Here is a 25,179-nt window from a genome sequence, read left to right on the forward strand (position 1 = left end):
GGAAGGAGCCACCCGCTCATGCGCACCGCACTCCGCAAGGCGGCCACGGTGACCGCCGCCGCGCTCGCGGCGGCCACCGTCGCCACCGCGACCCACGACGCCTCGGCCGCCACCGCGGCCACCCCGACCTGCCGGACCCAGGACCTCCGGGCCTCCCTCACCGATTCCGGCCACCAGATCGGCATGTCCCACCAGGGCACCCTGCTCCGGCTGACCAACGCTTCCAGCCACAGCTGCGCCCTGCGCGGCTACCCCGGCCTCCAGCTGGAGGACGCCGGCCACCGGCCCTTGACGACCAACACCCACTGGGGCAGCACCTACTTCGCGCCCGACCCGGGCAAGAAAACCCTCATACTCGGCCCCGGCCGCTCCGTGGAGGCCGACCTGGTCTGGGCCCACGCGGACGCCCCGGTCATGGTCGAGGCCACGTACCTGGAGATCACCCCGCCGGCGTCCACCAGCCACCTGACCGTCCCGTTCCAACAGATCGTGACCAACGGGGACTTGAGCGTGACGGCCCTGGCGTACCGGATCGACGTCTAGCGGTCGCTCCCCTGGGCGACGGTGCGGGCCGCCCTGACGAACGAGGCGATCAACTCGGCATCCTTGACGCCGCGTTCACGCTCCACGCCGCTGGAGACATCCACCCCCCACGCCCCCGTGGCCCGTACGGCCTCGCCGACGTTGCCCACGGTCAGCCCGCCCGCCAGCAGCCACCGCCCCTCCGGCGGGACGAAACCGGGCGCGGACCAGTCCCACGGCCTGCCCGCGCCGGGAGCCGGGGCGTCGAGCAGCAGCAGATCCTCACCGAGCCCGCCGCAGCGCTCCCGCCGGCCCTCCCGGGCGGCGACCGCGCGGAGCAGGGTGCGCCCGGGGCGCCGCAGCGCGGCGTAGTACTCCTCGCCCTCGTCGCCGTGCAGCTGTACGGCCCGTACCCCGCTCGCCTCCGCGAGCGCCCGTACGTCCTCCAGCGGCTGCCGCCGGAACACCCCCACCGTCAGCACGTGCTCCGGCACGGCCCGCGCCAACTCGCGGGCGACGGACGCCTCCATGCGGCGCGGGCTCTCCGCGAAGACGAAGCCGACCGCGTCGGCGCCCGCCGCGACCGCGGCCGCCACGTCCTCGTGCGTCCGCAGCCCGCAGATCTTGACGAACAACGGTTCCGCCACCGCCCGTACCGTGTCTGTCACCGGTTCATCGTGCCATGTCGTCATGTTCTCGGCGTCCTCGATCCTGATGGGGCGCGGGCGGGTCCCGTACCCGGGCGCCGCGCGGGGGCGAGGCGCCCGGGTACGACGACCGGCTACTTCACCGGCCGCACGGAGGAATACATGCCGCCTCCCAGGCCCTCGGTCTTCAACTGCTCGGCGATCTTCTTGTCCAACTCCTGCAACTGCTCCAGAAGCCGGTCCTTCTCCTCACCCTTGGTCTTCTGCCACTTGGCTGTCAATTCGTCCCGCTTGGCCCACAGCGCTTTGACGACGTCCGAGGCATTGCCGTCACGCCAGGTGACGTCCAGGGTGAAGCTGGGCGGGAGTTCGCCGTCCGGGCCGGGCGCCTTGACGAGCGTGCGCACCGGGTACACCTCGACGACTTCCCGGGTGTTGTAGGCGTGGTTGAAGTCCTCGCCCATCCTCACGCCCGCGTTCTTGAGCGCTTTGACCTCCGAGGGGTATTCCGGGATGCCCTTGTGGCGGGTCTTGGGCTTGAAGTCGAGGGCTCCCTGGGGAGTCCTGACCACAAGGAAACCGGTGTACTGGCCGCCCGTGAACCGCAGGTCCGAGTAACCCCAGTGACCGGCAGGGACTGTGCTGGTGACTTCCGCGCTGGAAGTCTTCCCGAACGCGTGGGCGTCGGAGGTGCTGGTGGTGTACTGGAACGAAACCATATTCTCGCTGCCCGGCGGCATCACAATGATGGATCCGCCCGCGGACCAGCCGCGCGTGGTGGTCCGGGTGTCCGTCGTGGTGACGCTCTTGGCGAGCTTGACCGTCTTCGGGCCCTGCACCATGATGCCGCGCTCGAGATAAGGGGCGACCTGCACGAGATTGCCGACGAAACCGCAGCGGTTCTCGTCCTCGGCGCAGTAGTCGTGCAGGCCGCCCTTGCCCGCACGGAAGTAGAGGCTCGGGTCGTTCCAGTCGGAGTGGACGACGATGTCGAGGTTGTTCGGGTTCTTGGCGGAGTTCTCGGAGATCAGGTCCGGGACCTGCGACCGCAAGCGGGGGAAGAGCTTGTTCTTGATGTAGTCCAAGGGGTCGGATCCCGCCGCGTTGTTCTTCGCCAGCGCCTCCTTCCAGGCGATGGCGTCCGTTCCCTCCCCGTCCTTGGGGATTCCCTTGAACGAGGTGTCGGCGGGCAACTCGCGGAAGGGCAGAACCTTGTCGCCGTGCGGCGTGGGCAGCACCTGGCACTTGCCGCCGCAGTTGTCGGCCGCGGCGGCCTCGGTGGACGCTCCTGCCCATACCAAGGGGGCCAGAGAACTGAGGACAATGAGGAGACGGGCGGTTTGGCGGGCACGACGGATCGTCGTCATGGGTCCTCCAGGGATCGCACGGTCAGCGGCGGAACCGGTCGGTCGCCGCTGCCTTCACCGGAATCCTTCCATGAATCCGGACGTGCCCGTCATAACTCCCGTTTCCGGTATATGTAATTCTGTTGGTTCCGTCGTTACATGCTGCGCCGGAGTTCCGCCGGCAAGTGTCACTGCTGTCCGTTGAGGGCGCTCTTCGCCTTCCAGTCGTCGTACGACAGATTCCACTCGCCGTAGCCGTTGTTCAGCGCCTGGGTCCCCTTGGCGTCCTTGCCGGTGACCTCGAACGGGTCGCCGATCTGCACCTGGTCGTAGACGAACTTGGCGTCGGAGTCGCTCATGCCGATACAGCCCGAACTGTGGTTGGTGTTCCCGAAGTAGGCGGCGTTCCAGGGTGCCGCGTGCGCGTACATCCCGGACCACGTCAGGCGCATCGAGTAGTCGACCATCTTGTTGTAGCTGCTGCCGAGACCGACGGTCTCGGAGTTCATGTTGATGGTGCCCTCCTTCGCCATCAGGACGGTCTTGCCGCTCCAGGAGGCCTTGTCGCCGCCGGGGGTGCCGGCCGACATCGCGATATCCTTGACCAACTCGTCGTCGCGGTAGAGCTTCAGCCGGTGGTTGTCGAGGTCGACCTTGACGACCTGCTTCTTGCCGATGGTCATGCTGGTCTCGTAGTCGCGGACGAACCAGCCGCCGGAGCCGCCCGAGTCCACGCCGTTGAGGTCGGCCTTGAGGGTCACCTTGGTGCCGGGCTTCCAGTATTCCTTGGGGCGCCAGTCGACCCGGGTCTTGCCGTCGTAGTCCTCCATCCAGCCCCACGAACCCTCGGTGTTGTTGTCCGTGGTGACCTTCAGGTGCTTCTCGACCTCGGCCTTGTTCTTCACCGGGTGGTCGAAGACGAGGGAAATCGGCTGGGCGATCCCGACGGTGGACTTGTCGCCGGGCTTCCAGTCGACCTTGTTGACCTTCTCCGGGGCGGCGGTGCCGAAGTCGGCCGTGGCGGTACGGCCCTTGTCGTCCTTGGCCTGCACCTTGTACGTGGTGCCGGGTGCGACCTTGCGCTCGGAGGTCCAGCTCTTGCCGTCGTCGGATATCTTCCCGTCCAGCGTGCCGCCCTTGCTGTCGGTGACCGTGACCTCCTGCAGTCTGCCCTCGGCCAGAGTCACCTGCACCGGCTCACCGGCCTTGGCGTCCTTGCCGGTCAGGTTCACCGATATCTGCGCCGGAGGCGGGGTCTTGGCGTCGGTGCCGCCGCCGGCGGAGTTCCCCCCGGAGCACGCGGTGAGCGCGGCCGCCAGGAGGGCGGTGCCGACGAGCGCGGGGCCGCGGAACCGGTGGCGGGCCAGGGGGGTGCGAGGGGTGCTGCTCACGAAAGGACCTCCAGAAGGGCGTGTTTCGTGGTCAAAGAGGCAACTTCTGTGATTGTGGTTGCAGCTGGTGTGTCACGGTTTGATGAGATGTGCCGGTTGACGAGGTGCACCGGTTGATGAGGTGTGCCGGGCGCATCGTTTCTCCACAGGGGAACCCCAGTTCGAATCAGAGATCTCTATCGTCAGTGCTCCCATCGACTCGCACAGGGAGTGACGCCGTGGAAGCTCTACGTCACATGACCGCCCAACTCGCGCTGGACCTCGTCGCCGTCGGCCTGCTGACCTTCGCGCTGTACTATCCGCGGCACCGCCGCCGCGATCTCGTACCGGCCTGCCTCGCCCTGAACACCGGCCTGTTCGCCGTCGTCACGGCCCTCGCGGCCGTGGGCGGCACGGGCGCCACGGCCCTGGGCTTCGGACTCTTCGGAGTGTTGTCGATCGTCCGGCTCCGGTCCGACGCCGTGCAGCAGGAAGAGGTCGCGTACTACTTCACCACGCTCGTCCTCGGCCTCGTCTGCGGCCTCCCCTCGCTGGCGATCACCGTCAAGGCCGGGCTGAGCGCCGTCCTGCTCCTCGTCCTCTGGGCCGCCGACAGCCGCAGCCTGCCGACTCGTTCCCGCCGCACCGTCGTGACCCTCGACACCGTGCACCGCGACCCCGCCGCGCTCCGCGCCGATCTCGCCCGGCGACTCGGCGAACCCCTGCACTGGACCGTCATGGAAGTGGACTACGTCCGTGACCTGATGGTCGTCGACGTGCGCTACCTCGACCCCCGGCACGAGCCGGACGCACACCCGGAGGCACACCCGGGCACCCGCCTGGGCACGCGCCCGGCGGCGAAGACCGGTACCGCCCCTCGCACCGCCGCTGTCTGCGAGCCGGCATGACGACCGGCATGACGGCTGGTATGGCGACCGGCACGACGACCGCAGCCACGCCCCTCGGCCTGACGGCCGTGCGGGCCACCGAGGAGGTGGCCGCGTCCGCCGGCCCCGTGTCCCTCACCGAGCTCAATGAACGGGCCGCGCTGCTCACGCGGTTCGACCGCAGCTACCTCGTCCCGGCACCGGTCTTCCTGAGCGTGGCCGCCGCGCTGACACACCCCCGCAGACCTGGCGGCCCGTTCCGGGTGCTGACCATCGACGGCCGAAGGGCCTTCCGCTACCACTCGCTCTACTACGACACCCCCTGTTTGCGCTCCTTCCACGAGCACCGCCAGGGCCGCCGGCTCCGCTTCAAGATCCGTGAGCGGGTCTACCAGGACTCGGGGGAGCGGCAGTTCGAGCTCAAGGTCAAAGGGCGCCGGGGCGTCACGGTCAAACACCGGCGCCCGCTGACCGGCACGGACAGCCCGCTGGACGCCCGGCAGCGCGACTGGCTCACCGGGACGCTGCGCGCGGCCCACGGCATCGACGCCCCCACCGTCCTGCGGCCCTCCCTCGGCACGGACTACCGGCGCACGACGCTGGTGGCCGACGGAGAACGCGTCACCTGCGACGCGGACCTGCTCTGCGCGGAACCGGGCACCGGGCGCGCCGTGCGCGGAGACCCCGCGCTCGTCCTGGTCGAGACCAAGACCGCCGGCCATATCGGCGCCGCCGACCGGCTGTTGCATGCCCACGGGATCCGGCCCGCCGTCTTCACCAAGTACTGCGGAGCCCTCGGGGCCCTCCACCCCGCCCTCCCCGCGAACCGCTGGCGGCGCGCGGCGCACCGGGTCTTCGGGGGTGAACGGTGAAGCCGGGCAGGGCTATTGAGGACCTGATCACAGCGCAACCGGCCACAGCGCAACCGGCCATAGCGCAACCGGTCAGTGGGCCCCCGACGCCCCGGACGCGCCGTCCCCGCCGTACAGCCGCGCCGTCCGCTCCGCCACCCCTGCGAGATCCTCGCGCACTTCCCGGGGCGAGAGGACTTCCACGTCGGGGCCGAAGGAGAGCAGCGCGCGGGCCGCGCGGATCTCGGGCAGGGCGAGACGCACCGTGGCCGGATCACCCCCGGTCGGCGGGCCGGCCAGCTGCGCTCCGAGGAGGCGCAGGAACATGTCCAGGCGGGAGCGGCGCACCGTGGCCGTCACCAGGACGTCCGCCGGGCGCTGTTCGACCTCGCGGCGCAGCACGTCCCACACGTCCGCGAGCTCCACCCCGGCCCGCCGGCGCACCTCCTGGCCGGTCACCGTGACCACAGCGATCCGGTCGGCCCGGAACAGCTGCGGGCGGCCGCGCCGGTCGGCGACGAGATACCACGTGCCCGCCTTGGCGACGAGTCCGTAAGGGTCGACGGTGTACGTACGCGGGTCCGTCGTCCCGCTGTGCCGGTAACGCAGCCGCAGCCGCCGGTCGGTGAACACGGCCGCGTGCAGCTCGCCCAGGTCCGCGGCGGGAGCCGGAGCGGGCATCCAGCGCACGGGGTCGACGAGGATACGGCGGCTGGTGGCCTCGGCCACCGGGCGGTGCGGGGCCGGCAAGGCGGCCATGACCTTGCGCAGCGCGGAGCCGAGCGCCCCGTCGAGGCCGAGGGCGGTGTGGGTGCCCTGCGCGGCGACGACGAACAGGGCGCGGGCCTCGTCGGCCGTCAGCCCGGTGACGTCCGTGCGGAAGCCGGGCAGCAGGGCGATGCCGCCGTGCCGGCCGCGTTCGGCGTAGACGGGGACGCCGGAGGCCGACAGGGACTCGACGTCGCGGTAGACGGTGCGCACGGAGACCTCCAGGCGCCGGGCGAGTTCCGCGGCCGGCACCCGGCCACGGGTCTGCAGGAGCAGCAGGATCGACAGCAGACGGTCGGACTTCACGGGTTTCGGGGCCTCCGGGAAAACATGACGGCAGGTGTCAGGTTATGCCGTGATCCTCTGCCGTGTCGCACCTGCTCGACCACCCACGGAAGGACCCTTCGCCATGCACACCGTGACCGACCCGCGCCCTCTTCTCGCCCGCGCCGCAGGCCAGTTGGAGCGGCTCATCGCCGCCGTGCCCGCGGACGCCCTCGACGCGCCCACCCCGTGCGAGGAGATGGACGTCCGCGCCCTGATCGCCCACCTGGTCGGCGGGGCGGACGCGGGCGCCGCCGTCGGCGAGCACGGCGAGGACGTCGCGCTGATACCGGCCACGGGCGTACCGGACGGCGGCTGGGGCGCGGAGTTCGCCCGGGCCCGGGCGCGGCTGGCGGCGGCCTGGGCGGACGACGCGAAGCTGGACATGCCGATCACGGTGCCGTGGGGCGAGATGCCGGGCAGCGCCTATCTGGCGTCGGGGTGCGTGCTGGAGATGGCCGCCCACGCCTGGGACCTCTCCCGCGCCCTGGGCGAACCGCTGCCGCTGGACCAGGAGTTGGGGGAGTACGCGCTGGAGTGGGCCCGCCGCGCCCTGGCCGCCGACCGCCGGGGCGAGGGCGTACCGTTCGCCCCGGTCCGCCCGGCCCCCGAGGGCGCGGACGCCTACGGGCGGCTGACGGCCTGGCTGGGACGGAAGGTGTGAATCGGGCCCGCCCGGGCCGCGACGACCGGCGGGACCACCCGGGGCTGTGGGCCATAGTGAGAGTCGAAATATCAACGTTCGTCACGTCGTCGTCGACGAACGGTGGACAACCGCCCCCGACGTACGGTCGATAGCCTCCCCTGGATCGATGACGCTCTCAGGGCCGCCCCCCGCCGGGGGCGGCCCTGGCTACGCACGTGGGGACACGCATGCCACAGCACTACGACCACCGGGCCCAGTACCAGAGTCTGAAGGGACACCCCGGCGGTCCGCTGGGCGGCAAGCGCGCGGGGCACAAGCAGGACAAACGCTTCACCCGGCAGATGATGAGGAACGCCCGGCCCACCCGCGAGCGCGAGCTGACGTACGCACAGCAGCTGCTGATGATCCTGTGGGCGCAGGGCAACGGCATCGGCAACCCGGGCCAGTTGACGGCGCCCGACGCCCGGCCACCCAGAATCACCGGCCCGGAGCGTCCGGTGTTCCCGGGCCGCGACGGGAGAACAGCGCTGACCGGCCCGGCGCAGCCGGCCACCACGAGCGTGTCCGCACCGGGAACGGACGCGCAGCTCCAGCCGGCGGCAGGCCCGTCCGCGCAGGGCCTGGGCACCTGGCTCGCCGACTCCGCGCAGGCCGTGTGGGACTGGACGCCCGACTGGGACCCCCTGCGGGTGCCGGGCGCCGACGCGGCACCCGTACGGTCCCGGCAGCGGCGCTCCGCCCCCGGGGGCGGCGACAGCTCGCTGAGCTCCTTGACCGATGCCCAGGCCGAGGACTGGACCGGCGGCACCGACACGGTCTTCAACGGGCTCGCACGCGGCGCCGACACCCTGGAACAGCGGGAGGCCACACGGCAGGAGTACCTGGACACCGTCACCAGAGAAGTCCTCGAAAGCGTCAGCGGCTCGGCCGATGCGAAGACCGTGGACCTCGACGGCCTGTGGACCGCCGTGGCCAAGCCCGCCATACGGCCCGACACCCTCCTGATGAACGGCGGCAATTTCGACATCCGGTGGACGGTCACCACCCGGGAGCTCGCACTCGGTGAGCCGCATCGCAAGAACCCCCAGGTGATGGGGACGCGCGGCGCCGTCGACCTCATCCCCCCGGAGGGCATGCCGCAGTCCCTCGCGGACGCCCTCAAGGGCAAGCAGGTCCGGGCCGGCATCGCCGCGCGGGCGGCGGCGGACGCCGAACGCCTCCTCGGCGGCGAGGAGTTCAAGAAGTCGTTCACGGAATTCTCGCAGTCCCGGCTCAAAGGTGCCATGGCCCGGATCTTCGCCGATTCGGCACACCTCACCAAGCTGCTCGCGGCGGCGTGGCTCTCCGGGGAACGCAAGGAAAGCCTCGTGGTGTTCCGGGACAAGGTGGTGCCCGGCGTGGTCGCCGTCGGCCACGGCAAGCACCAGCTGCTCGTATCGGTCGAGACGGGCGAGCACTATCTCTGGAAGACCGACGACGGGTCCAGCGCGTACGAGAACTTCATCCGCAAGCATCTGTCGCGATTCGAGAACGACGCCGCGCGGTCGTCGGACTTCAAACCGCTGTGGCCCGCACGGACGTACCAGGCGCCGTGGACCTACACGCAGCCTCTGGAACCCGTTCCCCGGATCTCCTTCCGACAGTCCGACACCACCCACCAGGAACTGTGGCAGGCCGCCAAGACCCGGGTCATGTCCAATCTCGACGGTCTGGTCTACACGGCGGCCGAGCACGAGCAGGACCACGACGCCATGTTCAAACGCGACTTGATGATCGCGCTGAGCCTGGTCACCATCCCCGTGACCGTGGGAGCGGCGGGCGGCGTCGGGGCCGCGGTCTCCCTGGGCGCCGGAGTGGGTTTCGGATTCGCCTCGGCCCACTACGACGAGACCATCGCCAACAACGCCGACCGCGGCGATGTCTACCGCCAGGCGATGGAGGACGCCGAACTCGGCAGAATGCTGGCCGTGGGCGGCGCCGTCCTCGATCTCGGCTTCGCGGGAAAGGCATTGAGGGGCCTGCCCGTCCACCGGCACAGTGCCCACGCCGCCGCGCAAACCGTCCGCAACACCATGCGGGTGGCACGCAACAAGGTCGCACTGCTGAAACTGCCGCCCCGGGCCCGGGCCGCCAGGATCGCCGCGGCCGGTGCCGACAGCGCGGCGTTCACCCGCACCATGAGCAAGAACGGGGCCGTGTGCTGGGACGCCGTCATCAAGCTCCAGGAAATGGCCGGGATCATCACCAAGCAGGAACGGGCGGCGCTGAGCGCCACCCGGGCGACGAATTTCCGCGCTTACCTCGGTGGCGCGGGCAAGGAGATCAAGAACGCCGAGAGCCTGGCCCGCCTCGGGCCGGGCCACCGGGTCGCCTTCGTCGTGCGGGAAGGCGGGCAGCGCAAAATGATCCACGCGATGCTGAGCGTGGGCGACGGACAGATGGCGGGCATCAACAACGCCGGCCTGAAGGGCTCCCTGTCACCGGGGTTCACCAAGGTGAACATGGTCGGCGACGACGTCCTGAACTTCGCGGACGACGGCATCCGGCTCTCCGACGGCCGGCGCGTGAAGGTGTACGCGGACACGAGCGCGCCGGAGTTCCGTATCGAGACAGGACGTTCGGGCCTCGCCTCCACCACCCTGAACGCCGAGGAGACCGCCCTGCGCAACAACGCCCTGACAGGAGCCCTGAACTACGACTCGGGCATCACCGGCAAGACCATCGGCCAGCTGGTCCAGAATCCGGCCGGCAAGTGCGAGGCGCTGATGAACCCCGTCGCCTCCTACATGCGCAACAACGGCTACACCAACATCAAGTTCCGGGGCATGGGCATCTGGGACAACGTCGACCAGCGCACCTACGCCAACCACTACGTCGTCCTCGGCGAGCGCAACGGGCAGCGCTGGGTATTCGACCTGTCCGCCGGACAGTTCGGCAACAAGGGCATGCGCGGCCTCGACGGCCCCATCGTCGACCTGGAGGTGAACTGGGCCAAGAAATACGCGGACAGCACCACGCGCAAGCTCATCAAGTACCAGGACTTCCGGACCGCGAGCGGGGCGACGGGCGAGTTCGGCTCCGTCACCGGCCTCGACCCCCTCGACTACATGCCCGACAGCACCCTCCTCAACACCCCCGACTGGTACCGCACCGCCAAGAGCGCGGCCCGCACATGAAGCCGGGGTGTGCCGCCCGTTCGTGGCGCACACCCCCTTCACGGTGACGGTTCGGCCCGATCGCTGGCCCTCACCCACCCCCCTGCAGCACAATCGGGCCAGAGGGGGGTGGGCCCGTGGAACTCAGGGCCGGCTACGGCATGGTGGTCGTCCAGCCGACGAACTACTGCAACGCCAACTGCTCGTACTGCTACCTGCCCGGCCGCAGGAACACGGCCACGATGCCGCCGGGCATCGCCGAGCGCGTCGCCGCCGACATCCTCCGCCAAGGGCACGAGGTGGAGGTGATCTGGCACTCCGGCGAGCCCACCGCGATCGGCGTGCCGGCCATGCGCCGCCTCCTGGCCCCCTTCGCGGAAGCCCGGACGAAGGGGCTCGTCCGGCACGCGATCCAGACGAACGCGACGCTCGTCGACGACGGCTGGTGCGAGCTGCTGGGCGAGTACGGCTTCAGCATCGGCGTCTCCCTCGACGGCCCCGTCCAGCTGGCGTCGGCCCGGGTGGACTGGGCGGGCCACCAGATCACCGGGCGCGCCCTGCGCGGAGTGCGCCGGCTGCGCGCGTACGGCCTGAACCCGTACGCGATCTGTGTCGTCCCGCCCCAGAACACCGGCCGCGGCTACGAGTTGATGCGGTTCTTCCACGAGAACGGCTTCGACAGCGTGGCCTTCAACCTCGAAGGACGCGAGGGCGTCAACACCGTCCGGGAGCAGCCCACGAACGAACAGGCGCGCCGCTTCTGGACCGGCGTGATCACCTACGGCCGGGAGCACATCGGCGCCGAGGACGTTCCGGTCGTGCGGGAGCTGCTGGCGGTGCAGGCGTACGTCGACGGCGAGACGTGGGAACGCGAGCCGATGCCCACGGTCATGCGGGACGGCTCCGTCGTGCTCGCCTCGCCCGAACTGGCCGGGCTGAAGTCGGCGCGGTACCACGACTTCGTCGCCGGGCACCTGCTCACCGAGTCCCTGTCGGACATCGTCGCCCGCGCGCCGCGCGTCCCGTACGTCGCCGAGTACCACCAGGGGCTGGCGAAGTGCGCGGCGACGTGCTCGTTCTGGCAGATGTGCGGCGGCGGCTACGCGTGCAACCGGTGGGCGGAGCACGGCCGTTTCGACACGGCCCGTACGGACTGGTGCACCGGCAGCAGGATCGAACTCGCCCGCGCGCTGATCGACCTGCTGGACGGCGACACCACGAGCCCGCAGGCGCGGGCGCTGTCGAAGCTGGACCCGGAGCGAGCAGGAGGGAAGAAGCATGGCGTGGTGGGACGAGGACGACAGTCGAGTGCTGTCGGTCCGTGAGGCGACGGTCGGCTCGGTCGCCGAGCTCCTGGAGCGGCAGAAGCAGCGCGAGGAGGGCCGCACGGCCGTCTCGCAGGCCATCAACAGGGCGAACAGCACCTTCCAGAAGTGGAACCAGAACTTCGGGCAGACGGGCGGCGGTATGCAGCCCGTCCACCGCAAGAAGGACCGGGGCGTCGGCTTCTGACCCGGTCCTCCTCGGCGGCGGAGCGCGGCTCAGTCGACGCAGGGGATGTCGCCGCCGTCGACCTCCGGGCCCTGGAAGGTCAGGCGCGGACTGGAACTGGACGACGGGGACGGCTTGGCGTCCGGGGTGCGCGAGGGCGCGGGGGAGGAGGCGGACGGCTTCGGGTCCGGCTGGGACTCCTGGGTGAACAGTGTGCGGACGGTCTTGCGGACCTGTGCGACGTCGACCTCGTTGACGGACTGCTTGCCCTCGCCGGGGATGTTCACGTCGGACAGGGCCTTGACGGGCAGGGTGTTGAAGACGACGTTGCCGCCGGTGAGGTTGGGCGCCTGCTGGGCGAAGTCCAGCAGGTTCCACCGGTTGTCGATGACGATGTCCTTCTTCACCACGTCCAGCAGGCTCTGCATCTTGCCGAGGTTGCCGATGATGCCCTTCTTCTTCAGGGCGATCATGGCGGAGGTGATGAACGCCTGCTGGCGGTGGGTGCGGGCGAAGTCACCGCTGTTGCCGGTGCCGTCGGGGTCGTTGAGGTTGTGGCGCTGGCGCACGAAGGCCAGGGCCTGGGACGGGGTGGACAGGGTGTTGATCCCCTTGTGGAAGTCCGCTCCCGACCCCTGGCCCTTCATCGCCGGGTCCTTGGTGGCGCGTTTGAGACACACATCGATCGGGCCGATGGCCTTGGCCACGTCGTAGAAGCCGATCAGGTTGACCTCGGCGAAGTGGTCGATGTGCACGTCGAGGAACTTCTGCACCGTGACCAGGGTGGCCTTGCGGCCGGCTTCCCGGCTCTGCCGCTCCAGCTCCGCGTCGCTCAGGCCCTTGGCCTTCAGCGCGGGCTCCGCCGCGGACTTGGCCCGTCCGTACGCCTCCTTGATCTTGTGCATGCCCTGCTGGGAGCCGTCGCCGTTGTACGTCATGACGTAGTCGTCCCGCGGGATGGAGACCGCCTGCGCCTTGGCCTTCCCGCCCGCCGGGATGTGGATCAGGATCAGGCTGTTGGTGTTGTAGCCGCCCACGTCGCTGGAGGCGCCGGCGTGCAGCTCGTCGCGGACGACCTCGGGCGGCAGGTCCTTGCCGTCCATGTCCTTGCGGCTGTCCAGGCCGATCAGCAGCAGGTTGACGGAGTTGTCGAGCTTGGCCGGGGCGTTCTTCTGTATGGAGGACAGGGCGTCCGAGGTCGTCGCGCCCGTCTCCAGCTCGTGGTACGCGTACCACGAGACCCCGGCGCCCATGAGGGACAGGCTGCACACCGTGACCGCCGCCGCCCGCGCGACGACCGTCGCACGGGACGGGCCCGCGCCCGCTCGGCGTCGCACGGCCCGGCTCTTCTCGGCTCGCCGCCTACCCACGGCTCTCTCCTCTTTCCCTCAGCATGCGGACAGCGGTCACGGCCAGCGTCGCGGCGAGCGTGACCACCATGACGACGAAGGCCTGCGCGACCCAGCCGAGGGCGTGCGTGGCCAGGGCGGCGCCGTTCGAGGTGTCGGAATCGGTCGCCGCCCGCGCCCCCAGAGCGACCAGCAGGACCACGACGGGGGCCGTGGTGACCGTCCACCACAGGCCCGGGCGCGAACACAGCCAGCTCGCGGCGGCCGCGCCCAGCAGCGAGCAGACTCCGAACACCGGCCCCAGGCCGCCACCGGTGACCACCGCGCCGAGCAGCGGCCCGCCGACCAGCAGCAGGGCCGCCGCACCGGGGCGCCCGCGGCGTCTCGGCGGCTGCGGCGAAGCGGTCCGCCGCCGCGTTCCACGGGGCGGAGTGTGCCGCTGGTCCGGCAGCACCACCTCTGCGAGCGGCCTCGTCGTGTTCACCACGCTCATACACCCTTAAAGCATCCGTGTCATAGACACTGGACAAGATGACCGAAAAGGGTTTTCGGTTGCTCGCTTGCGCAAAGAGGCAAGCCTGCGGCCTGCCGGCGCCGCGTCGGCCGGTCCGCTCGCCGCGGTCAGCCGTCGTGGGCGAGGCCGGGGTCCGCGCTGCCGCTGGCGGACCCTCCCGGCTGCGGCGGCGGCGAGGAGTGACCGCGGTCGCCGCTCCGGTTGGCACTGCTGCTGGGATCCGGGGTGAGCCGGGGTGTGGGGGTGGTGTGCCGAGACGGCGGGGACGTCGGCGGCGTCGCCGGAGTGGTACGAGGGGAGACGCTCGGCGGCGGCGGGGCCGACGTGCGGGGCGGGTCGCTCGGCGGGGGCGGTGCCGTGGCCTGGAGGTCGAAGGAGGACGACGGCTCCCCGCTGAGCGCGGCCTCGGTGTACGCGGACCAGATCCGGGCCGGGTAGCCGCCGCCGCCGACGCGCTTGCCGCTGCCGGCGGCCCCGTACAGGCTCACCTGGGTGCCGCCCTGGCCTTCGCCGAACAGGCCGACGGCGGTGACCAGATGCGGGGTGTAGCCCACGAACCACGCGGACTTGTCGTCGTCGGACGTGCCCGTCTTGCCGGCCGTCGCGTACTTGTCGCTGCGTACGGCCGCGCCCGAGCCGTCGTTGACGACTCCGGTGAGCACGGAGGTGACCGCGTCGGCCGTCTTCCGGCTGAGGACCTGGCCGCCGACAGGATCGGGCAGTTCGGTCTTGTGGCCGTTGCGCACGGCGGACTTCACCAGGGAAGGGGTCACGCGCTTGCCGTGGTTGTCGAAGGTGGCGTAGACGCCGGCCATGTCGAGCGGGCTGGCGCCCATGACCCCGAGGGACATCGCGGGCTTCTCGTCGAAACCGCCCGCCTTCTCGCTGATGCCGAGGTCGATGGCGGTCTTCTTGACCGCGCCGAGACCGACGTCGACGGCCATCTGCGCGAAGACGGTGTTGACGGAGTTGTTCATCGCCCTCTGGACGTCGGTCTGTCCGTAGTCCTGGTTGTCCTCGTTGGGCGGGGCGAAGGGGACGGCGCTGCCCTTGACGGGCGTCCTGCTGTTGCCGTCGTAGACGGTGGCGGCGGTGATCGGCTTGCCGTCCTGGGTGGTCGAGCCGTGCTGCAGCGCGGAGGCGAGGATCACCGGCTTGAAGGTCGAGGCGGGCTGGTAGTCGCGGCGGCTCGCGTTGTTGAGGTAGTGCCGGGTGTAGTCCTCCCCGCCGTACAGGGCGAGGACCGCCCCGGTCGCGGGGTCCACCGAGGCGGCACCCGCCTGGACGGCGGCGTCCACGGAGCGCTTCTTCGGGTCCAGCTCACTGGTGAGCCTGTCCTTGACCGCTGCCTCAAGTGCCTTCTGCTTGGCGGGATCGATGGTGACGGTGACGGTCCAGCCGCCGGCCGCCAGCGAGCGCTCGTCGACGCCGGCCCTGAGGAGTTCCTGGTCGGCCGTCTTGACGATGTAGCCGGTCTGGCCGCCGAGGCCGGGGTCGGGCCGGCGGTCGGCGGGCACCGGGAAGGTCAGGGACCGCCGGGCTCCTTCGTCCAGCCACTTCATCCCGGTCATGTTGTCCAGGACGTAGTTCCAGCGGGCCTCGACGAGCTTCTTCGTCGCGGGCTGGGCGACGGCCCAGTCGTACTGGCTGGGAGCCTGGAGCAGCGTGGCCAGGTAGGCGCCCTCGGCCACCGTGAGCCGGTCCGCGTCCTTGCCGTAGTAGGCGCGGGCGGCGGCCTGGATGCCGTAGGCGCCGCGGCCGAAGTAGCTGGTGTTGAGGTACCCCTCCAGGATCTCCTGCTTGGTCTGCCGCTGGTCGACCTTCAGCGCGATGATCAGTTCCTTCACCTTGCGGGTGAGGGTCTGGTCCTGGTCGAGGTAGTAGTTCTTGACGTACTGCTGGGTGATCGTGGAACCGCCCTGTCTGCCCCTGCCGGTCAGGGTGCTGAGGGCGGCGCGGGCGATACCGCCGACGTCGACGCCGGCGTCCTCGTAGAAGGTCTTGTTCTCCGCCGCGACGAACGCCTGCTGGACCTCGCGGGGGATCCTGGACAGGGATATGTGCTCGCGGTTGACCTGGCCCGTGCGGGCCAGGACGGTGCCGTCGGGAAGCTTGTAGATATTGCTCTGCACCCGGGCCGCGGCGTTGCCCTCGGGGATGCTGATGGAGAAGTAGAGGGCGAGGAAGGCGCCCACGCCCAGAACGCACCCGGTCAGGACCGTGCCCAGGACCTTGCGCCAGGTCAGGAAGCGGCGCAGGCCGCGCTTGCGGGGCCTGGCCCCGGGGTCCGCGGTCCGTCGGCGGCCGTTCCTGCGCCGCTTGTCGCGTCCCCGGTGCCGGGTAGTCCGGCGTATGTCCGCTCGGCCCATCTGTGGTGTCTCCTGTCGTTCCGTCCCGCCCGGCCCGCTCGTGGGGCGTCACCGCCGGTGGCCCGCGACCGCGGGGCCGTGCCTCGCAGCATGCCAGGAATACCCATTGAAGATGCATAAGAGAATTTAAAGGTCTTCAGGGACGGTTCAGGCGAAATACGCACCATGTGTGGTGATCACCGCTACTGAACTCCCTGGGAGCGCCGGTGCACCACGACGAACTCACCTTCCTTCCCGGCCTGGTCGCGGAGGCCGACTGTCCCACCGAGGACCGCCGCCTCCAGCTGGTCCCGCTGACCGAGGCGGAACATCTGGCGTGGACCGAGAGCCCGGCGGCCGCGGCACTCGGCGGCGTCAGCTTCATGCAGTGCCCCTCCTGGGGACGCGTCAAGGACGGCTGGCAGGCCGAGCACCTCGGCTGGCGGGACGCCGGCGGACGCCTGGTGGGCGCGGCCCTGGTGCTGTCCCGGTCCGTGCCCCGGCTCGGGCGGCGCCTGTGCTACCTGCCGGAGGGCCCGGTCATCGACTGGGGCGACCCGCACCTGGACCGCTGGCTGGGCCCGATGGTCCACCACCTGAGGGAACGGGGCGCGTTCGCCGTACGGATGGGGCCGCCGCTGCTGCTGCGCCGCTGGCAGGCGAAAACCGTGCGGGACACGGTCCGTTCGGCGGCGGCCCGCAGACTGCGCGACGTGATACCCGACGAGGTGGACCCGGTGGGCGCCACCGTCGTCGGCAGGCTGCGCGGCCAGGGCTGGCGGCCCGCGGCGGAGGACGCCCAGCCCCGCTTCGTCTTCCGCCTGCCGCTGGCCGGCCGGAGCCTGGACGACCTGTGGAGCGGACTGAACCCGCAGTGGAGACGCAACATCAAGAAGGCCCGGTCCTGCGGCGTCGAACTCGGCACGGGCGACATGGGGCACCTCCCCGAGTTCTACCGGCTGTTGTGCGCCACCCAGGAACGGGGCGGATTCGACCTGGGACGCCAACTGCCCTACTTCCAGCGCCAGTACCGCGAGATGAACAACGAACGCCCCGGCCGGATGCGGCTGTTCCTCGCCCGCCACGACGGCGAGGTGCTGGCCGCGCACACGCTGGCCTCGGTGGGCACCCAGGCGTGGTACCTGTACGGCGCCAACGCCGACCACCACCGCACCGTACGGCCCAGCAACGCCCTTCAGTGGGCCATGATCCGGCACGCCTACGGGCAGGGCGCGAGCGTGTACGACATGCGCGGGGTCAAGGACTGCCTGGACCCGGAGGGGTCCGACTACGGGCTGCTGCGCTGGAAGCTCGGCACCGGCGGGCACGTCGCCGAGACCCTCGGCGAGTGGGAACTCGTCCTCAGCCGCTCCCTCCACCTCGCCTTCCGCACCTACATGGCAGCCCGTTCGCGCTGACCGCACGCCGAACACGACACATCCCCGCTACCGAGGAGCAGACGCAGCCCTCCCATGAACACGCACACCACCCACCGCACCCCTGTCCTGCCCCGCGTCCTCGCCGGGCTGCTGTGCCTGCTGCTGCCCGTGCTCGCGGCATGCGGCGGCGACAACGGCGGCAACAAGGCGAAGAGCAGCCCGCAGAAGGAACCACGCGTCACCGTCAGCCCTGCCGACGGCGCCCAGGACGTCAGGCCCGGCGACCCGGTCACCGTGAAGGTGGAGGACGGCACCCTCGCCGAGGTCGCCGTCGTCGGGGGCGGCAAGGCCTGGCCCGGCACCCTCAAGGACTCCACCTTCACCCCGGAGGCCCCGCTGGCCACGGGCACCGGCTTCCAGGTCGTCGTCAGGACCGAGGGTGCCGACGGCAGGACCCACGAACAGCACAGCACCTTCCACACCTTGACCCCGAAGCAGGTCAACAAGGTGGAAGTACTGCCCGGCAAGGACACGACCGTCGGCGTGGGCCAGCCCGTCTCCCTGGCCTTCGACCACCCCGTCAAGGACAAGGCCGCCGTCGAGCGCCGCCTGAAGGTGACCACCGACAACAACACCGAGGGCTCGTGGGGCTGGGTCAAGGAACCCCTCACCGAACGCGACCGCGTCGACTGGCGGCCCAAGGAGTACTGGAAGCCCGGCACCAAGGTCACGCTGGAGGCCGACCTCAACGGCGTGGACACCGGCGACGGCCGCTACCTGGTGCGCTCCTACAACACCGCCTTCACCGTGGGCCGTAGCCAGATCGCCAAGGTCGACCTGGACACCCACCGGCTGACGTTCGTCCAGGACGGCAAGACGGCCAGAACCATCCCGGTGACCGGTGGAGACGCTCAGAACCGCACATGGAGCGGCAAGATGACGATCATGTCCAAGGAGGGCACCATCTGGATGGACTCCCAGACCGTGGGCCTGGGCAACGCGTACGGCCAGTGGGTCCAGCGCTCGATGCGGCTGACGATCTCGGGTACCTACGCCCACCAGGCCGAGTGGGCCGAATCCACTATCGGCAGGACCAACACCAGCCACGGCTGCCTCGGCATGACGACCGCGGACGCCACCTGGTTCTACGACCGGGCCCAGGCCGGCGACGTCTTCGAGGTGTCCGGCGGCAAGGAGACCGTCGAGGCCGGCAACGGCTTCGCCGAGTGGAACCTGTCCTGGGAGGACTGGCAGGCCAGGTCGGCTCTCCACCGGGCGGCCCGGTGACCCGCACCCGTACGCGACAGGCCCCGCCCCGCCCGTCCGGCGGGGCGCACCGCCGTCGACGAGGGCGCTCGGCAGGCCTGTTGATGGCCTCCGGCTCCGTGGTCTCGCGCGCCACCGGATTCCTGCGCGCGGCCGTCGTCCTGGCGGCCCTGGGCACCGGACTCCTGGCCGACGGCTACAACGTGGCCAACACCGTCCCCAATATCCTGTTCATCCTGCTCGTCGGCGGTGCCCTCAACACGGTGCTCGTCCCCGACCTCGTCGCGGCGGCCCAGCGCGACGCCGACGGCGGAGCGGCCCACACCGACAGGCTCCTCACCGCGCTCACCACCGCCCTGCTGGCGCTCACCGCGGCCGCCACCGTGAGCGCGCCGTGGATCGTCGACGCCTACACCGGCTACGACGGGGCCCAGCGCTCGGTGACCGTGGCGCTCGCGTTCCTGTGCCTGCCGCAGATCCTCTTCTACGGCCTGTTCACGGTCGTGGGCCAAGTCCTCAACGCCCGGGGCAGGTTCGGCCCCATGGCCTGGGCGCCCGTGCTCAGCAACCTCGTCGTCATCGCCGTCTTCGGCACGTACATGGCCGCCGGCCGGGCCGACGGCGCACGTGACCTGACCGACGGTCAGATCCTGTTGCTGGGCGGGGGCACCACCGCGGGCATCGCGGTCCAGGCCCTGGTCCTGCTGCCGTGCCTGCGCGGGGCCGGAGTGCGCTGGCGGCCCCGCTTCGACTGGCGCGGCGCCCGCCTGGGAGCTCCGCTGCGCATGGCCGGCTGGACCGTCCTGATGGTCCTCACCGACCAGCTCGGCTACTGGGTGGTGACCCGGCTGTCCACCCAGGCCGGGCAGGACGCGGCGGCGGCGGGCCTGGACCACGGCGTCGGATACACCGCCTACAGCAACGCCTACCTGCTGTGGATCGTCCCGCACGGTGTGATCACCGTCTCGCTGATGACGGCCGCCATGCCCCGCATGAGCGCCGCCGCGGCCGACGGCGACATGCCACGCCTGCGCGAGCAACTGTCCGCGGCGCTGCGCGGCAGCGCCGTCTTCACGGTTCCGGCCGCCTTCGGCTTCCTCGCGCTGGCCCCGCAACTGGCGGCACTGGCCTTCGGGCACGGCCGGACCGGCGCGCAGGACGTGCGGGCCATCGCGTGGACCCTGATGGCCTTCGCACCGGGACTGATCTGCTACTCGGCCCACTACGTGCTCTCCCGCGCCTTCTACGCGCTCCACGACAGCCGCACCCCCTTCCTGCTCAACCTCGTGGTCTTCGCCGTCAACGCCCCCGGCGCTGCGGCCTGTTACCTGTGGCTGCCCACCCGGTGGGCGGTGACCGGCATGGCGGGCTGCTTCGGACTGTCCTTCGGCGTCAGCCTCGTGGTCACCGCCGCGGTGCTGCGCCGGCGGACCGGCGGACTGGACGGCCGGCGGGTGCTGCGGGCCCACGCCCTGCTGGTGCTCGCCTCCGCGGCGGCGGCGGGCCTGTCCTACGTGCTCGCCGGGGTGTGCGAGCGCGCCGTGGGGGGCGGACTGCCCGGCGCCCTGACCGGACTGGCCGCCGGCGCCGTGCCGTTGGCCGCGGTGGCCGTCCTCGCGCGGGCGCGGAAGGGCTGAGGCGCCGACGGAAGCGGCGCGGGCCCCCGCCCGCGCCGCTCCTTCCTCACGGGCCTCTACGAGGGGGTCTCCCCGGTGGGGACCTCCAGGACGAACGTGGCCCCGGTACCGGGCGGGGTGTCGGCGACGGTGAGGGTACCGCCGTGGCGGACGGCGATCTCCCGGGCGATGGCCAGGCCCAGACCGCTGCCGCCCGCGTCGCGGCTGCGGGACTCGTCGAGCCGGGTGAAACGCTCGAAGATCCGCTCGCGGTCGGCCGGCGCGATGTCGGAGCCGTCGTTGTGCACCTCGACCCGGACGGTCTCCCCGTCGGCGGTCATCGTGACCGTGATGGCCGTACGGGCATGGCGGACGGCGTTGTCCACAAGGTTGCGCAACAGCCGGCGCAGCTGGAGGGGGTGGCCGTGGACAGCGGCTGTCCCCGGGAGGGAGGACGCCAACTCGGCCCGGTCCGCGTGCAGATGGCGGAGCTCCGTGACGAGATCACGGACGGTGTCGGCGAGGTCGAAGCGCTCCGCGTCACGGGCCGGGCCGTCGGGGCGGGCGAGGAAGAGCAGGTCGTCGGTGAGCTGCTGCAGCCGCCGCACGGACTCCACCGCCGTGGCGGTGGCACGCGGCCAGTCGGTGCTCTCCTGATGGGCGAGCGACACCTCCAAAGTGGTGCGCAGAGCGGCGAGGGGACTGCGCAGCTCGTGCGAGGCGTCGGCGACGAACCGGCTCTGCTCCTCGGCCGAGCGCTGCAGCCGGTCCAGGGTGTCATTGGTGGTGACGGCCATGCGGTGGATCTCGTCCCGGCCGCGCGGCACCGGGACCCGGCGGTCCAGCCCTTGTTCGCCGATCTCGGCGAGCTCGGCGCGGATGGCCTCCACGGGACGCAGGGCGCTGCCGGTCGTCAGCCAGACGAAGGCGGCGACGAGGAAAGCGGCACCGGGCACCCCGGCGCACAGGGCGGGGTCGATGTCGGCGACGGTGTCCTCCGCCTCGAAGGGCGTCACCAGCACGTAGACGGTGTACTGCCCGGCCCCGGCGGTGAAGTAGGTGGAGCCCCTCTTCGGATCCGGTTCCGGGACGTAACTCCAGACGCCGACGGCGGTGAACGTGCGTCCCGAGTAGCGGTTCTTGGCCCGCGCGGGACGGGGGTCCAGGCGGACCTCGCGCTCGACGCTCCAGCTCGGGAGCGCCTCCGAGGGTGCGGGCGTGAGCTGTTCGCGGTGGAGCGTCTGGCCCTTCAGGGGCGCGCCCTGGAGGACGGGAGTGCCCTCCGGGTCGATGACGACGTAGGGCAGGGAGAGGGTGTTGGCGTGCACGACGGTCGTGCCGCCCTGGTCGACCGAGTTCTCGCCGGCGATGGCCTTGGCCTGGAAGAAGGCCTGTCTGCGGCTCGCTTCCATCCGGGAGTCGTACAGGTGCTGGCGCAGCCACCAGGCCCCGGCGCCGGCGACGAGGAGCGCGGCGAGCCAGGCGGCCAGAGCGGTGCGCACCCGCGTCGTCAGACGCCCGGGCCGTCCCCCGCGAAGGGGCACTCCCGGCCGCAACCGGCCATGTCGCGGCCGCGGTTGACGTCCCGGGCCGCCGCCGGAGCGCTCAGGCACCGTCGGCCGTCAGCCGGTAGCCGGCCCTGCGGACGGTCTGGATGCTGCGCCGGCCGAAGGGCTGGTCGACCTTGCGCCGCAGCAGGCTGATGTAGACCTGGACGATGCCGGGGTCGCCGTCGTAGGCCATGTCCCACGCGTCGTCGAGGATCTCCAGCTTGGACAGGACCTGTCCGGCGGAGCGGAGCAGACAGTGCAGGACGGCGAACTCCTGGCCGGTGAGGCGGATCTCGGTCTCGCCGCGCCCGCAGCGGCGGGCCGACTGGTCCAGCCACAGGTCGTCGGCGCGCAGGACGGTGTCCCTGGTGCCGCCGCGGCGGATCAGGGCACGCAGCCGGGCCAGGAAGACGACGTAGGAGAAAGGCTTGCACAGGTAGTCGTCGGCACCGGTGTCGAGCCCCTCGGCCTGGTCGTACTCGCCGTCCTTGGCGGTGAGCATGAGGATGGGGGTGTGCACGCCCGCCCTGCGCAGCTCGGCGCAGATCCGGTAGCCGTGGACGCCCGGCAGCATGATGTCGAGGACGATGGCCATGTAGGTGTGGCGCAGCGCCAGTTGCAGGCCGTGGAGGCCGTCGGCTGCGTGCTCCACGCTGTACCCCTCGGCCTCCAGGCCGCGCCGGAGCGCGGCCGCGACATGGGGGTCGTCCTCTATCACCAGAATGTCCACGGGCCCCAATGATCCACTTGTGCGGTCTTTTCTCCCGAAAGCTAGCGAGGGGCCGGCGGGCGCGCATCAGTCTTTCGGCCAGGAAGGCCACAAAGGTGCAAATGGGACAGGGGTGAGTAGAGGGAGAACGGGGCGGCGGGGGTCAGGGCGTGACCAGGGGTCCGGGCCGGCGGTCGGTGAAGGCCGTCGTGCCGGCCGGCTGGTCGGCGGTCAGGGCGGCGGCACCGGTGCCGGTCCAGTGGCCGGTGTCGAGACGGCGGACGAGCGCGTGCAGGCCCGCGAGGATCTCCTGCGGCGTGAACGTGCAGTGGCCCTCGCGGGCGACGTAGGCCTGCCGCAGCAGGGGGGCGTCACCGGCGGCGCGGACGCGCGCGGCGAAGACTGTCTCCTGCTCGGCCGGGACGAGGGGATCGGCGATGGTGTGCAGGCCGAGCAGCGGTACGTCCAGATGTCCGCCGGCCGTGGAGGTACGGGCCAGCCGGCGGGTCGCGGCCGGGTCGGCGCGGTGCGCCGGCGCCCGGGAGAGTACCGCGAGATCGTCGTCCAGGTCGAGACCGGCTGCCCGGTACAGCGCGCGCACCTCACGCTGATGCGGCGAACGGGCCAGCAGGGCCGCCCAGTTCAGCCCCTCGGTGGAGCCGCTGTCCCCGCCCGCGGCCTGCTCGACGGAGTAGCGGCCGGTCATGATGAAACGCAGCTGCCCGGTGGTCAGCCACTGGTACTGCCGCGCTTCCGCCCCGGCCGGGTCCTGGTCCGGGGACCGGGCGGGCAGATTGAGGTAGGCCGCCGCGAGCGCGATCCGGGCGCGGCCCTCAGGGGTGTTCTGGGCGCTGTCGACCGCCGCGGTCAGGGAGTCCGGCGGCCGCGCCGGCCGCCTCGGCGCTCGGGTAGCCGGTGAGGGCGATCCCCTCGTCCGGGGCGAGCAGCGCGGCGAGGGCGGTCTCCCCGGCGAGCTGATAGTTGTTCAGATCGAGGCCACCGGCGACCAGGCCGCACAGGCCGAGCGCGCCGTCGAGCCGCCCGTGTGCGTCGCGCGCCATCCGGGCGTTGACCAGGCCGCCCATGGACTGGCCTACGGATATGGTGCGTTGAGGGCGGCCGACGGCCGTGGTGAAGGCGTCGAGGGTGGCGAACTGGTCGCGTTCCGCGCCGGCCAGGGCCCACTGCGGGCCGTCGGGGTCGTAGGAGGAGCCCGCGAGCGCGTAGCCCTCGGCGAGCAGCGCGGAGGCGGTGGCCGCGTCGGGCGCGTCCTGGGCGCGGGCGGGTCCGAAACCGTGGGCGAACAGCAGCAGCGTGCCGTTCCAGTGCGGCGGGACGTCGGCGACCCAGGTGGCGCCGTCGGCGAGGGTGCCGGTGCGGTGCTCGGTGGTGGTCGCGGCGCGCGCGCCGACCGCCGGACCGGCGGTCAACGCCAGGGCGGTGCAGACGACAGCGACGCGTCGGGCGAGGCGTGAGCGCATGGTGGAGTGCTCCCGGGTGCGGGCGGGCAGGGGAGGAGCGTGCGGATACCGGCGAGCCGCCGGCGCCGTCGAGAGGGCGTCGAATCTAGGGCGCCGCTCCTACGGCGGTCAAGAGTCTGCCGGGAGTGCGGGGACGCAGTCGAGGACGCGTCCCGCCTCGGCGCGGGCGGCGGCCGCGCAGCGCCGGGCCAGGGAGTGGAACAGCTTCTCGGCGCGGATCGCGGGCCAGTCGGCGGGCAGGTGCTCGGCGGGCAGCCGGGGGTCGTCGCGGACGCATTCCAGCCAGTCCGTGTGCAGCAGCAACTGGCCGCCCAGGGCGTCGGATCCGAGGGCGCCCGGCCGGCTCCAGCGGTCGAGGAAGGCGTGGTACCGGGCGGCGATCGCGGCGATGTCGAAGGCGGACTCCAGGACCCGCGTCACCTCCGTGGGAGCGAGCACCGTGCCCCGGAAGACCCGCAGCCGGTCCTGGAACGCCAGGTCACCGAGGAGCTCGGCCACGTCCACGACGCCGGGCGCCACCCACAGCCCGTTCTGCAGCGGCCCGAAACCGCCCCAGGTCAACCGCGTGCGCAGATCGTGCCGTTCACGCCGCCAGGACTCCGGCAGGGAGAAGCCGACGAGGGTCCACTGCCCGTCCCAGTCGCGGTTGACGGCGCCGGTGCGCCAGACGCGCTCGCGCCCGTCCCGCAGGACCGCCACCGCGCGCGGGGTGAGGGCGAAGTACATCCTGCGTCCCCTGCGCTGCCGTCGCAGCAGTCCCCGGGCGACCATGCGGGTCAGGGTCGAGCGGACCGCTTCCTCGGTGACGCCGACCCGGGCGAACACCTCGATCACGCAGCCGGAGGACAGGGCGACGTCCCGGCCGAGCACATGGATGCCGAAGAAGTTCAGCATCAACGACTGGGGGCGCGGGGCGATTTCGAGGATGGTCACGCGCACAGCGTAGGCGGCGGACCGGCG

General features: G+C 71.3%; 22 protein-coding genes. 10 read left to right on the plus strand and 12 right to left on the minus strand.

Annotation, left to right across the window (positions count from 1 at the left end; genetic code table 11):
* The first annotated feature begins 18 nt into the window (after window positions 1-18).
* A complete protein-coding gene (locus tag ACFP1Z_RS19270) occupies window positions 19-543 on the plus strand; it encodes a DUF4232 domain-containing protein (RefSeq protein ID WP_390317693.1) in 525 nt (174 codons plus the stop codon).
* Here ACFP1Z_RS19270 and ACFP1Z_RS19275 read toward each other — a convergent pair.
* The 3 genes from ACFP1Z_RS19275 to ACFP1Z_RS19285 all read right to left on the minus strand — a co-directional run bounded on the left by ACFP1Z_RS19275 (window position 540) and on the right by ACFP1Z_RS19285 (window position 3,906).
* Window positions 540-1,190 carry a phosphoribosylanthranilate isomerase gene (locus tag ACFP1Z_RS19275; protein ID WP_390317694.1) on the minus strand — a complete coding sequence of 217 codons (651 nt, stop codon included), beginning with the start codon at window positions 1,188-1,190 and terminating at the stop codon, window positions 540-542. The two genes, ACFP1Z_RS19270 and ACFP1Z_RS19275, sit on opposite strands and share 4 nt — an antisense overlap.
* Before the next feature lie 113 nt (window positions 1,191-1,303).
* Window positions 1,304-2,470, minus strand: a complete 1,167-nt coding sequence (locus ACFP1Z_RS19280) for a hypothetical protein (protein WP_390317695.1) — start codon at window positions 2,468-2,470, stop codon at window positions 1,304-1,306.
* A gap of 233 nt (window positions 2,471-2,703) precedes the next feature.
* Window positions 2,704-3,906 (minus strand): L,D-transpeptidase, encoded by a 1,203-nt coding sequence (locus tag ACFP1Z_RS19285; RefSeq protein ID WP_390317696.1) that lies wholly within the window; start codon window positions 3,904-3,906, stop codon window positions 2,704-2,706.
* A gap of 218 nt (window positions 3,907-4,124) precedes the next feature.
* Here ACFP1Z_RS19285 and ACFP1Z_RS19290 point away from each other — a divergent pair, with 218 nt between their 5' ends.
* Together ACFP1Z_RS19290 and ACFP1Z_RS19295 are read left to right on the plus strand one after the other, a co-directional pair.
* A complete protein-coding gene (locus tag ACFP1Z_RS19290) occupies window positions 4,125-4,793 on the plus strand; it encodes a DUF4956 domain-containing protein (RefSeq protein ID WP_390317697.1) in 669 nt (222 codons plus the stop codon).
* An 8-nt stretch (window positions 4,794-4,801) separates the two neighbouring features.
* Window positions 4,802-5,644: a polyphosphate polymerase domain-containing protein gene (locus ACFP1Z_RS19295; RefSeq protein ID WP_390317698.1), complete on the plus strand. Its 843-nt coding sequence runs from the start codon at window positions 4,802-4,804 to the stop codon at window positions 5,642-5,644.
* Window positions 5,645-5,716: 72 nt separating this feature from the next.
* Here ACFP1Z_RS19295 and ACFP1Z_RS19300 read toward each other — a convergent pair whose 3' ends face one another.
* The gene (locus tag ACFP1Z_RS19300; RefSeq protein WP_390317699.1) at window positions 5,717-6,697 is read right to left on the minus strand and encodes a helix-turn-helix transcriptional regulator; all 981 of its coding nucleotides are present in this window, start codon (window positions 6,695-6,697) and stop codon (window positions 5,717-5,719) included.
* 103 nt (window positions 6,698-6,800) lie between these two features.
* Between ACFP1Z_RS19300 and ACFP1Z_RS19305 the strand changes: the two genes are divergently transcribed.
* The 4 genes from ACFP1Z_RS19305 to ACFP1Z_RS19320 all read left to right on the plus strand — a co-directional run bounded on the left by ACFP1Z_RS19305 (window position 6,801) and on the right by ACFP1Z_RS19320 (window position 12,028).
* Complete coding sequence (locus ACFP1Z_RS19305; protein WP_390317700.1) at window positions 6,801-7,379, plus strand: TIGR03086 family metal-binding protein; 579 nt, start codon at window positions 6,801-6,803, stop codon at window positions 7,377-7,379.
* A 209-nt stretch (window positions 7,380-7,588) separates the two neighbouring features.
* Window positions 7,589-10,537 carry a hypothetical protein gene (locus ACFP1Z_RS19310; RefSeq protein ID WP_390317701.1) on the plus strand — a complete coding sequence of 983 codons (2,949 nt, stop codon included), beginning with the start codon at window positions 7,589-7,591 and terminating at the stop codon, window positions 10,535-10,537.
* 116 nt (window positions 10,538-10,653) lie between these two features.
* Window positions 10,654-11,841, plus strand: a complete 1,188-nt coding sequence (locus tag ACFP1Z_RS19315; RefSeq protein ID WP_390317702.1) for a radical SAM protein — start codon at window positions 10,654-10,656, stop codon at window positions 11,839-11,841.
* Entirely contained in the window at window positions 11,795-12,028 is a 234-nt protein-coding gene (locus tag ACFP1Z_RS19320) for a hypothetical protein (RefSeq protein WP_390317703.1), read from the plus strand. The genes ACFP1Z_RS19315 and ACFP1Z_RS19320 overlap by 47 nt, the downstream gene beginning before the upstream one ends.
* Before the next feature lie 29 nt (window positions 12,029-12,057).
* Here the strand turns inward: ACFP1Z_RS19320 and ACFP1Z_RS19325 are convergent, their stop codons facing one another.
* The 3 genes from ACFP1Z_RS19325 to ACFP1Z_RS19335 all read right to left on the minus strand — a co-directional run bounded on the left by ACFP1Z_RS19325 (window position 12,058) and on the right by ACFP1Z_RS19335 (window position 16,239).
* Window positions 12,058-13,344, minus strand: coding sequence for an LCP family protein (locus tag ACFP1Z_RS19325; protein ID WP_390317704.1), 1,287 nt, complete (start codon window positions 13,342-13,344; stop codon window positions 12,058-12,060).
* 25 nt (window positions 13,345-13,369) lie between these two features.
* Window positions 13,370-13,843: a DUF6542 domain-containing protein gene (locus ACFP1Z_RS19330; protein ID WP_390317706.1), complete on the minus strand. Its 474-nt coding sequence runs from the start codon at window positions 13,841-13,843 to the stop codon at window positions 13,370-13,372.
* Between the two features lie 134 nt (window positions 13,844-13,977).
* Complete coding sequence (locus tag ACFP1Z_RS19335; protein ID WP_390317707.1) at window positions 13,978-16,239, minus strand: transglycosylase domain-containing protein; 2,262 nt, start codon at window positions 16,237-16,239, stop codon at window positions 13,978-13,980.
* Window positions 16,240-16,445: 206 nt separating this feature from the next.
* Here ACFP1Z_RS19335 and ACFP1Z_RS19340 point away from each other — a divergent pair, with 206 nt between their 5' ends.
* The 3 genes from ACFP1Z_RS19340 to murJ all read left to right on the plus strand — a co-directional run bounded on the left by ACFP1Z_RS19340 (window position 16,446) and on the right by murJ (window position 20,500).
* Window positions 16,446-17,636, plus strand: a complete 1,191-nt coding sequence (locus tag ACFP1Z_RS19340; RefSeq protein WP_390317709.1) for a lipid II:glycine glycyltransferase FemX — start codon at window positions 16,446-16,448, stop codon at window positions 17,634-17,636.
* A 54-nt stretch (window positions 17,637-17,690) separates the two neighbouring features.
* Complete coding sequence (locus ACFP1Z_RS19345) at window positions 17,691-18,884, plus strand: L,D-transpeptidase (RefSeq protein ID WP_390317710.1); 1,194 nt, start codon at window positions 17,691-17,693, stop codon at window positions 18,882-18,884.
* 83 nt (window positions 18,885-18,967) lie between these two features.
* On the plus strand, window positions 18,968-20,500 hold the full coding sequence (gene murJ / locus ACFP1Z_RS19350) for a murein biosynthesis integral membrane protein MurJ (RefSeq protein ID WP_390317712.1): 1,533 nt from the start codon (window positions 18,968-18,970) through the stop codon (window positions 20,498-20,500).
* A 56-nt stretch (window positions 20,501-20,556) separates the two neighbouring features.
* Here murJ and ACFP1Z_RS19355 read toward each other — a convergent pair whose 3' ends face one another.
* The 5 genes from ACFP1Z_RS19355 to ACFP1Z_RS19375 form a co-directional block, all read right to left on the minus strand.
* On the minus strand, window positions 20,557-21,981 hold the full coding sequence (locus tag ACFP1Z_RS19355; RefSeq protein ID WP_417801284.1) for a sensor histidine kinase: 1,425 nt from the start codon (window positions 21,979-21,981) through the stop codon (window positions 20,557-20,559).
* A gap of 103 nt (window positions 21,982-22,084) precedes the next feature.
* Complete coding sequence (locus tag ACFP1Z_RS19360) at window positions 22,085-22,759, minus strand: response regulator transcription factor (protein WP_390317713.1); 675 nt, start codon at window positions 22,757-22,759, stop codon at window positions 22,085-22,087.
* 142 nt (window positions 22,760-22,901) lie between these two features.
* Entirely contained in the window at window positions 22,902-23,444 is a 543-nt protein-coding gene (locus ACFP1Z_RS19365) for a hypothetical protein (RefSeq protein ID WP_390317714.1), read from the minus strand.
* A gap of 127 nt (window positions 23,445-23,571) precedes the next feature.
* A complete protein-coding gene (locus ACFP1Z_RS19370) occupies window positions 23,572-24,219 on the minus strand; it encodes a hypothetical protein (protein ID WP_390317715.1) in 648 nt (215 codons plus the stop codon).
* A 108-nt stretch (window positions 24,220-24,327) separates the two neighbouring features.
* Window positions 24,328-25,152 carry a PaaX family transcriptional regulator gene (locus ACFP1Z_RS19375; RefSeq protein ID WP_390317716.1) on the minus strand — a complete coding sequence of 275 codons (825 nt, stop codon included), beginning with the start codon at window positions 25,150-25,152 and terminating at the stop codon, window positions 24,328-24,330.
* Between the last annotated feature and the right edge of the window lie 27 nt (window positions 25,153-25,179).

It is taken from the genome of Streptomyces gamaensis, from assembly GCF_042656465.1.
Classification (GTDB): domain Bacteria; phylum Actinomycetota; class Actinomycetes; order Streptomycetales; family Streptomycetaceae; genus Streptomyces; species Streptomyces gamaensis.

Coding starts and splice junctions, on each gene's coding strand:
- ACFP1Z_RS19270 (WP_390317693.1), top strand. CDS start 19: ATGCGCACCGCACTCCGCAAGGCGGCCACGGTGACCGCCGCCGCGCTC.
- ACFP1Z_RS19295 (WP_390317698.1), top strand. CDS start 4,802: ATGACGGCTGGTATGGCGACCGGCACGACGACCGCAGCCACGCCCCTC.
- ACFP1Z_RS19305 (WP_390317700.1), top strand. CDS start 6,801: ATGCACACCGTGACCGACCCGCGCCCTCTTCTCGCCCGCGCCGCAGGC.
- ACFP1Z_RS19310 (WP_390317701.1), top strand. CDS start 7,589: ATGCCACAGCACTACGACCACCGGGCCCAGTACCAGAGTCTGAAGGGA.
- ACFP1Z_RS19320 (WP_390317703.1), top strand. CDS start 11,795: ATGGCGTGGTGGGACGAGGACGACAGTCGAGTGCTGTCGGTCCGTGAG.
- ACFP1Z_RS19335 (WP_390317707.1), bottom strand. CDS start 16,239: ATGGGCCGAGCGGACATACGCCGGACTACCCGGCACCGGGGACGCGAC.
- ACFP1Z_RS19345 (WP_390317710.1), top strand. CDS start 17,691: ATGAACACGCACACCACCCACCGCACCCCTGTCCTGCCCCGCGTCCTC.
- murJ (WP_390317712.1), top strand. CDS start 18,968: ATGGCCTCCGGCTCCGTGGTCTCGCGCGCCACCGGATTCCTGCGCGCG.
- ACFP1Z_RS19365 (WP_390317714.1), bottom strand. CDS start 23,444: ATGACCGGCCGCTACTCCGTCGAGCAGGCCGCGGGCGGGGACAGCGGC.
- ACFP1Z_RS19370 (WP_390317715.1), bottom strand. CDS start 24,219: ATGCGCTCACGCCTCGCCCGACGCGTCGCTGTCGTCTGCACCGCCCTG.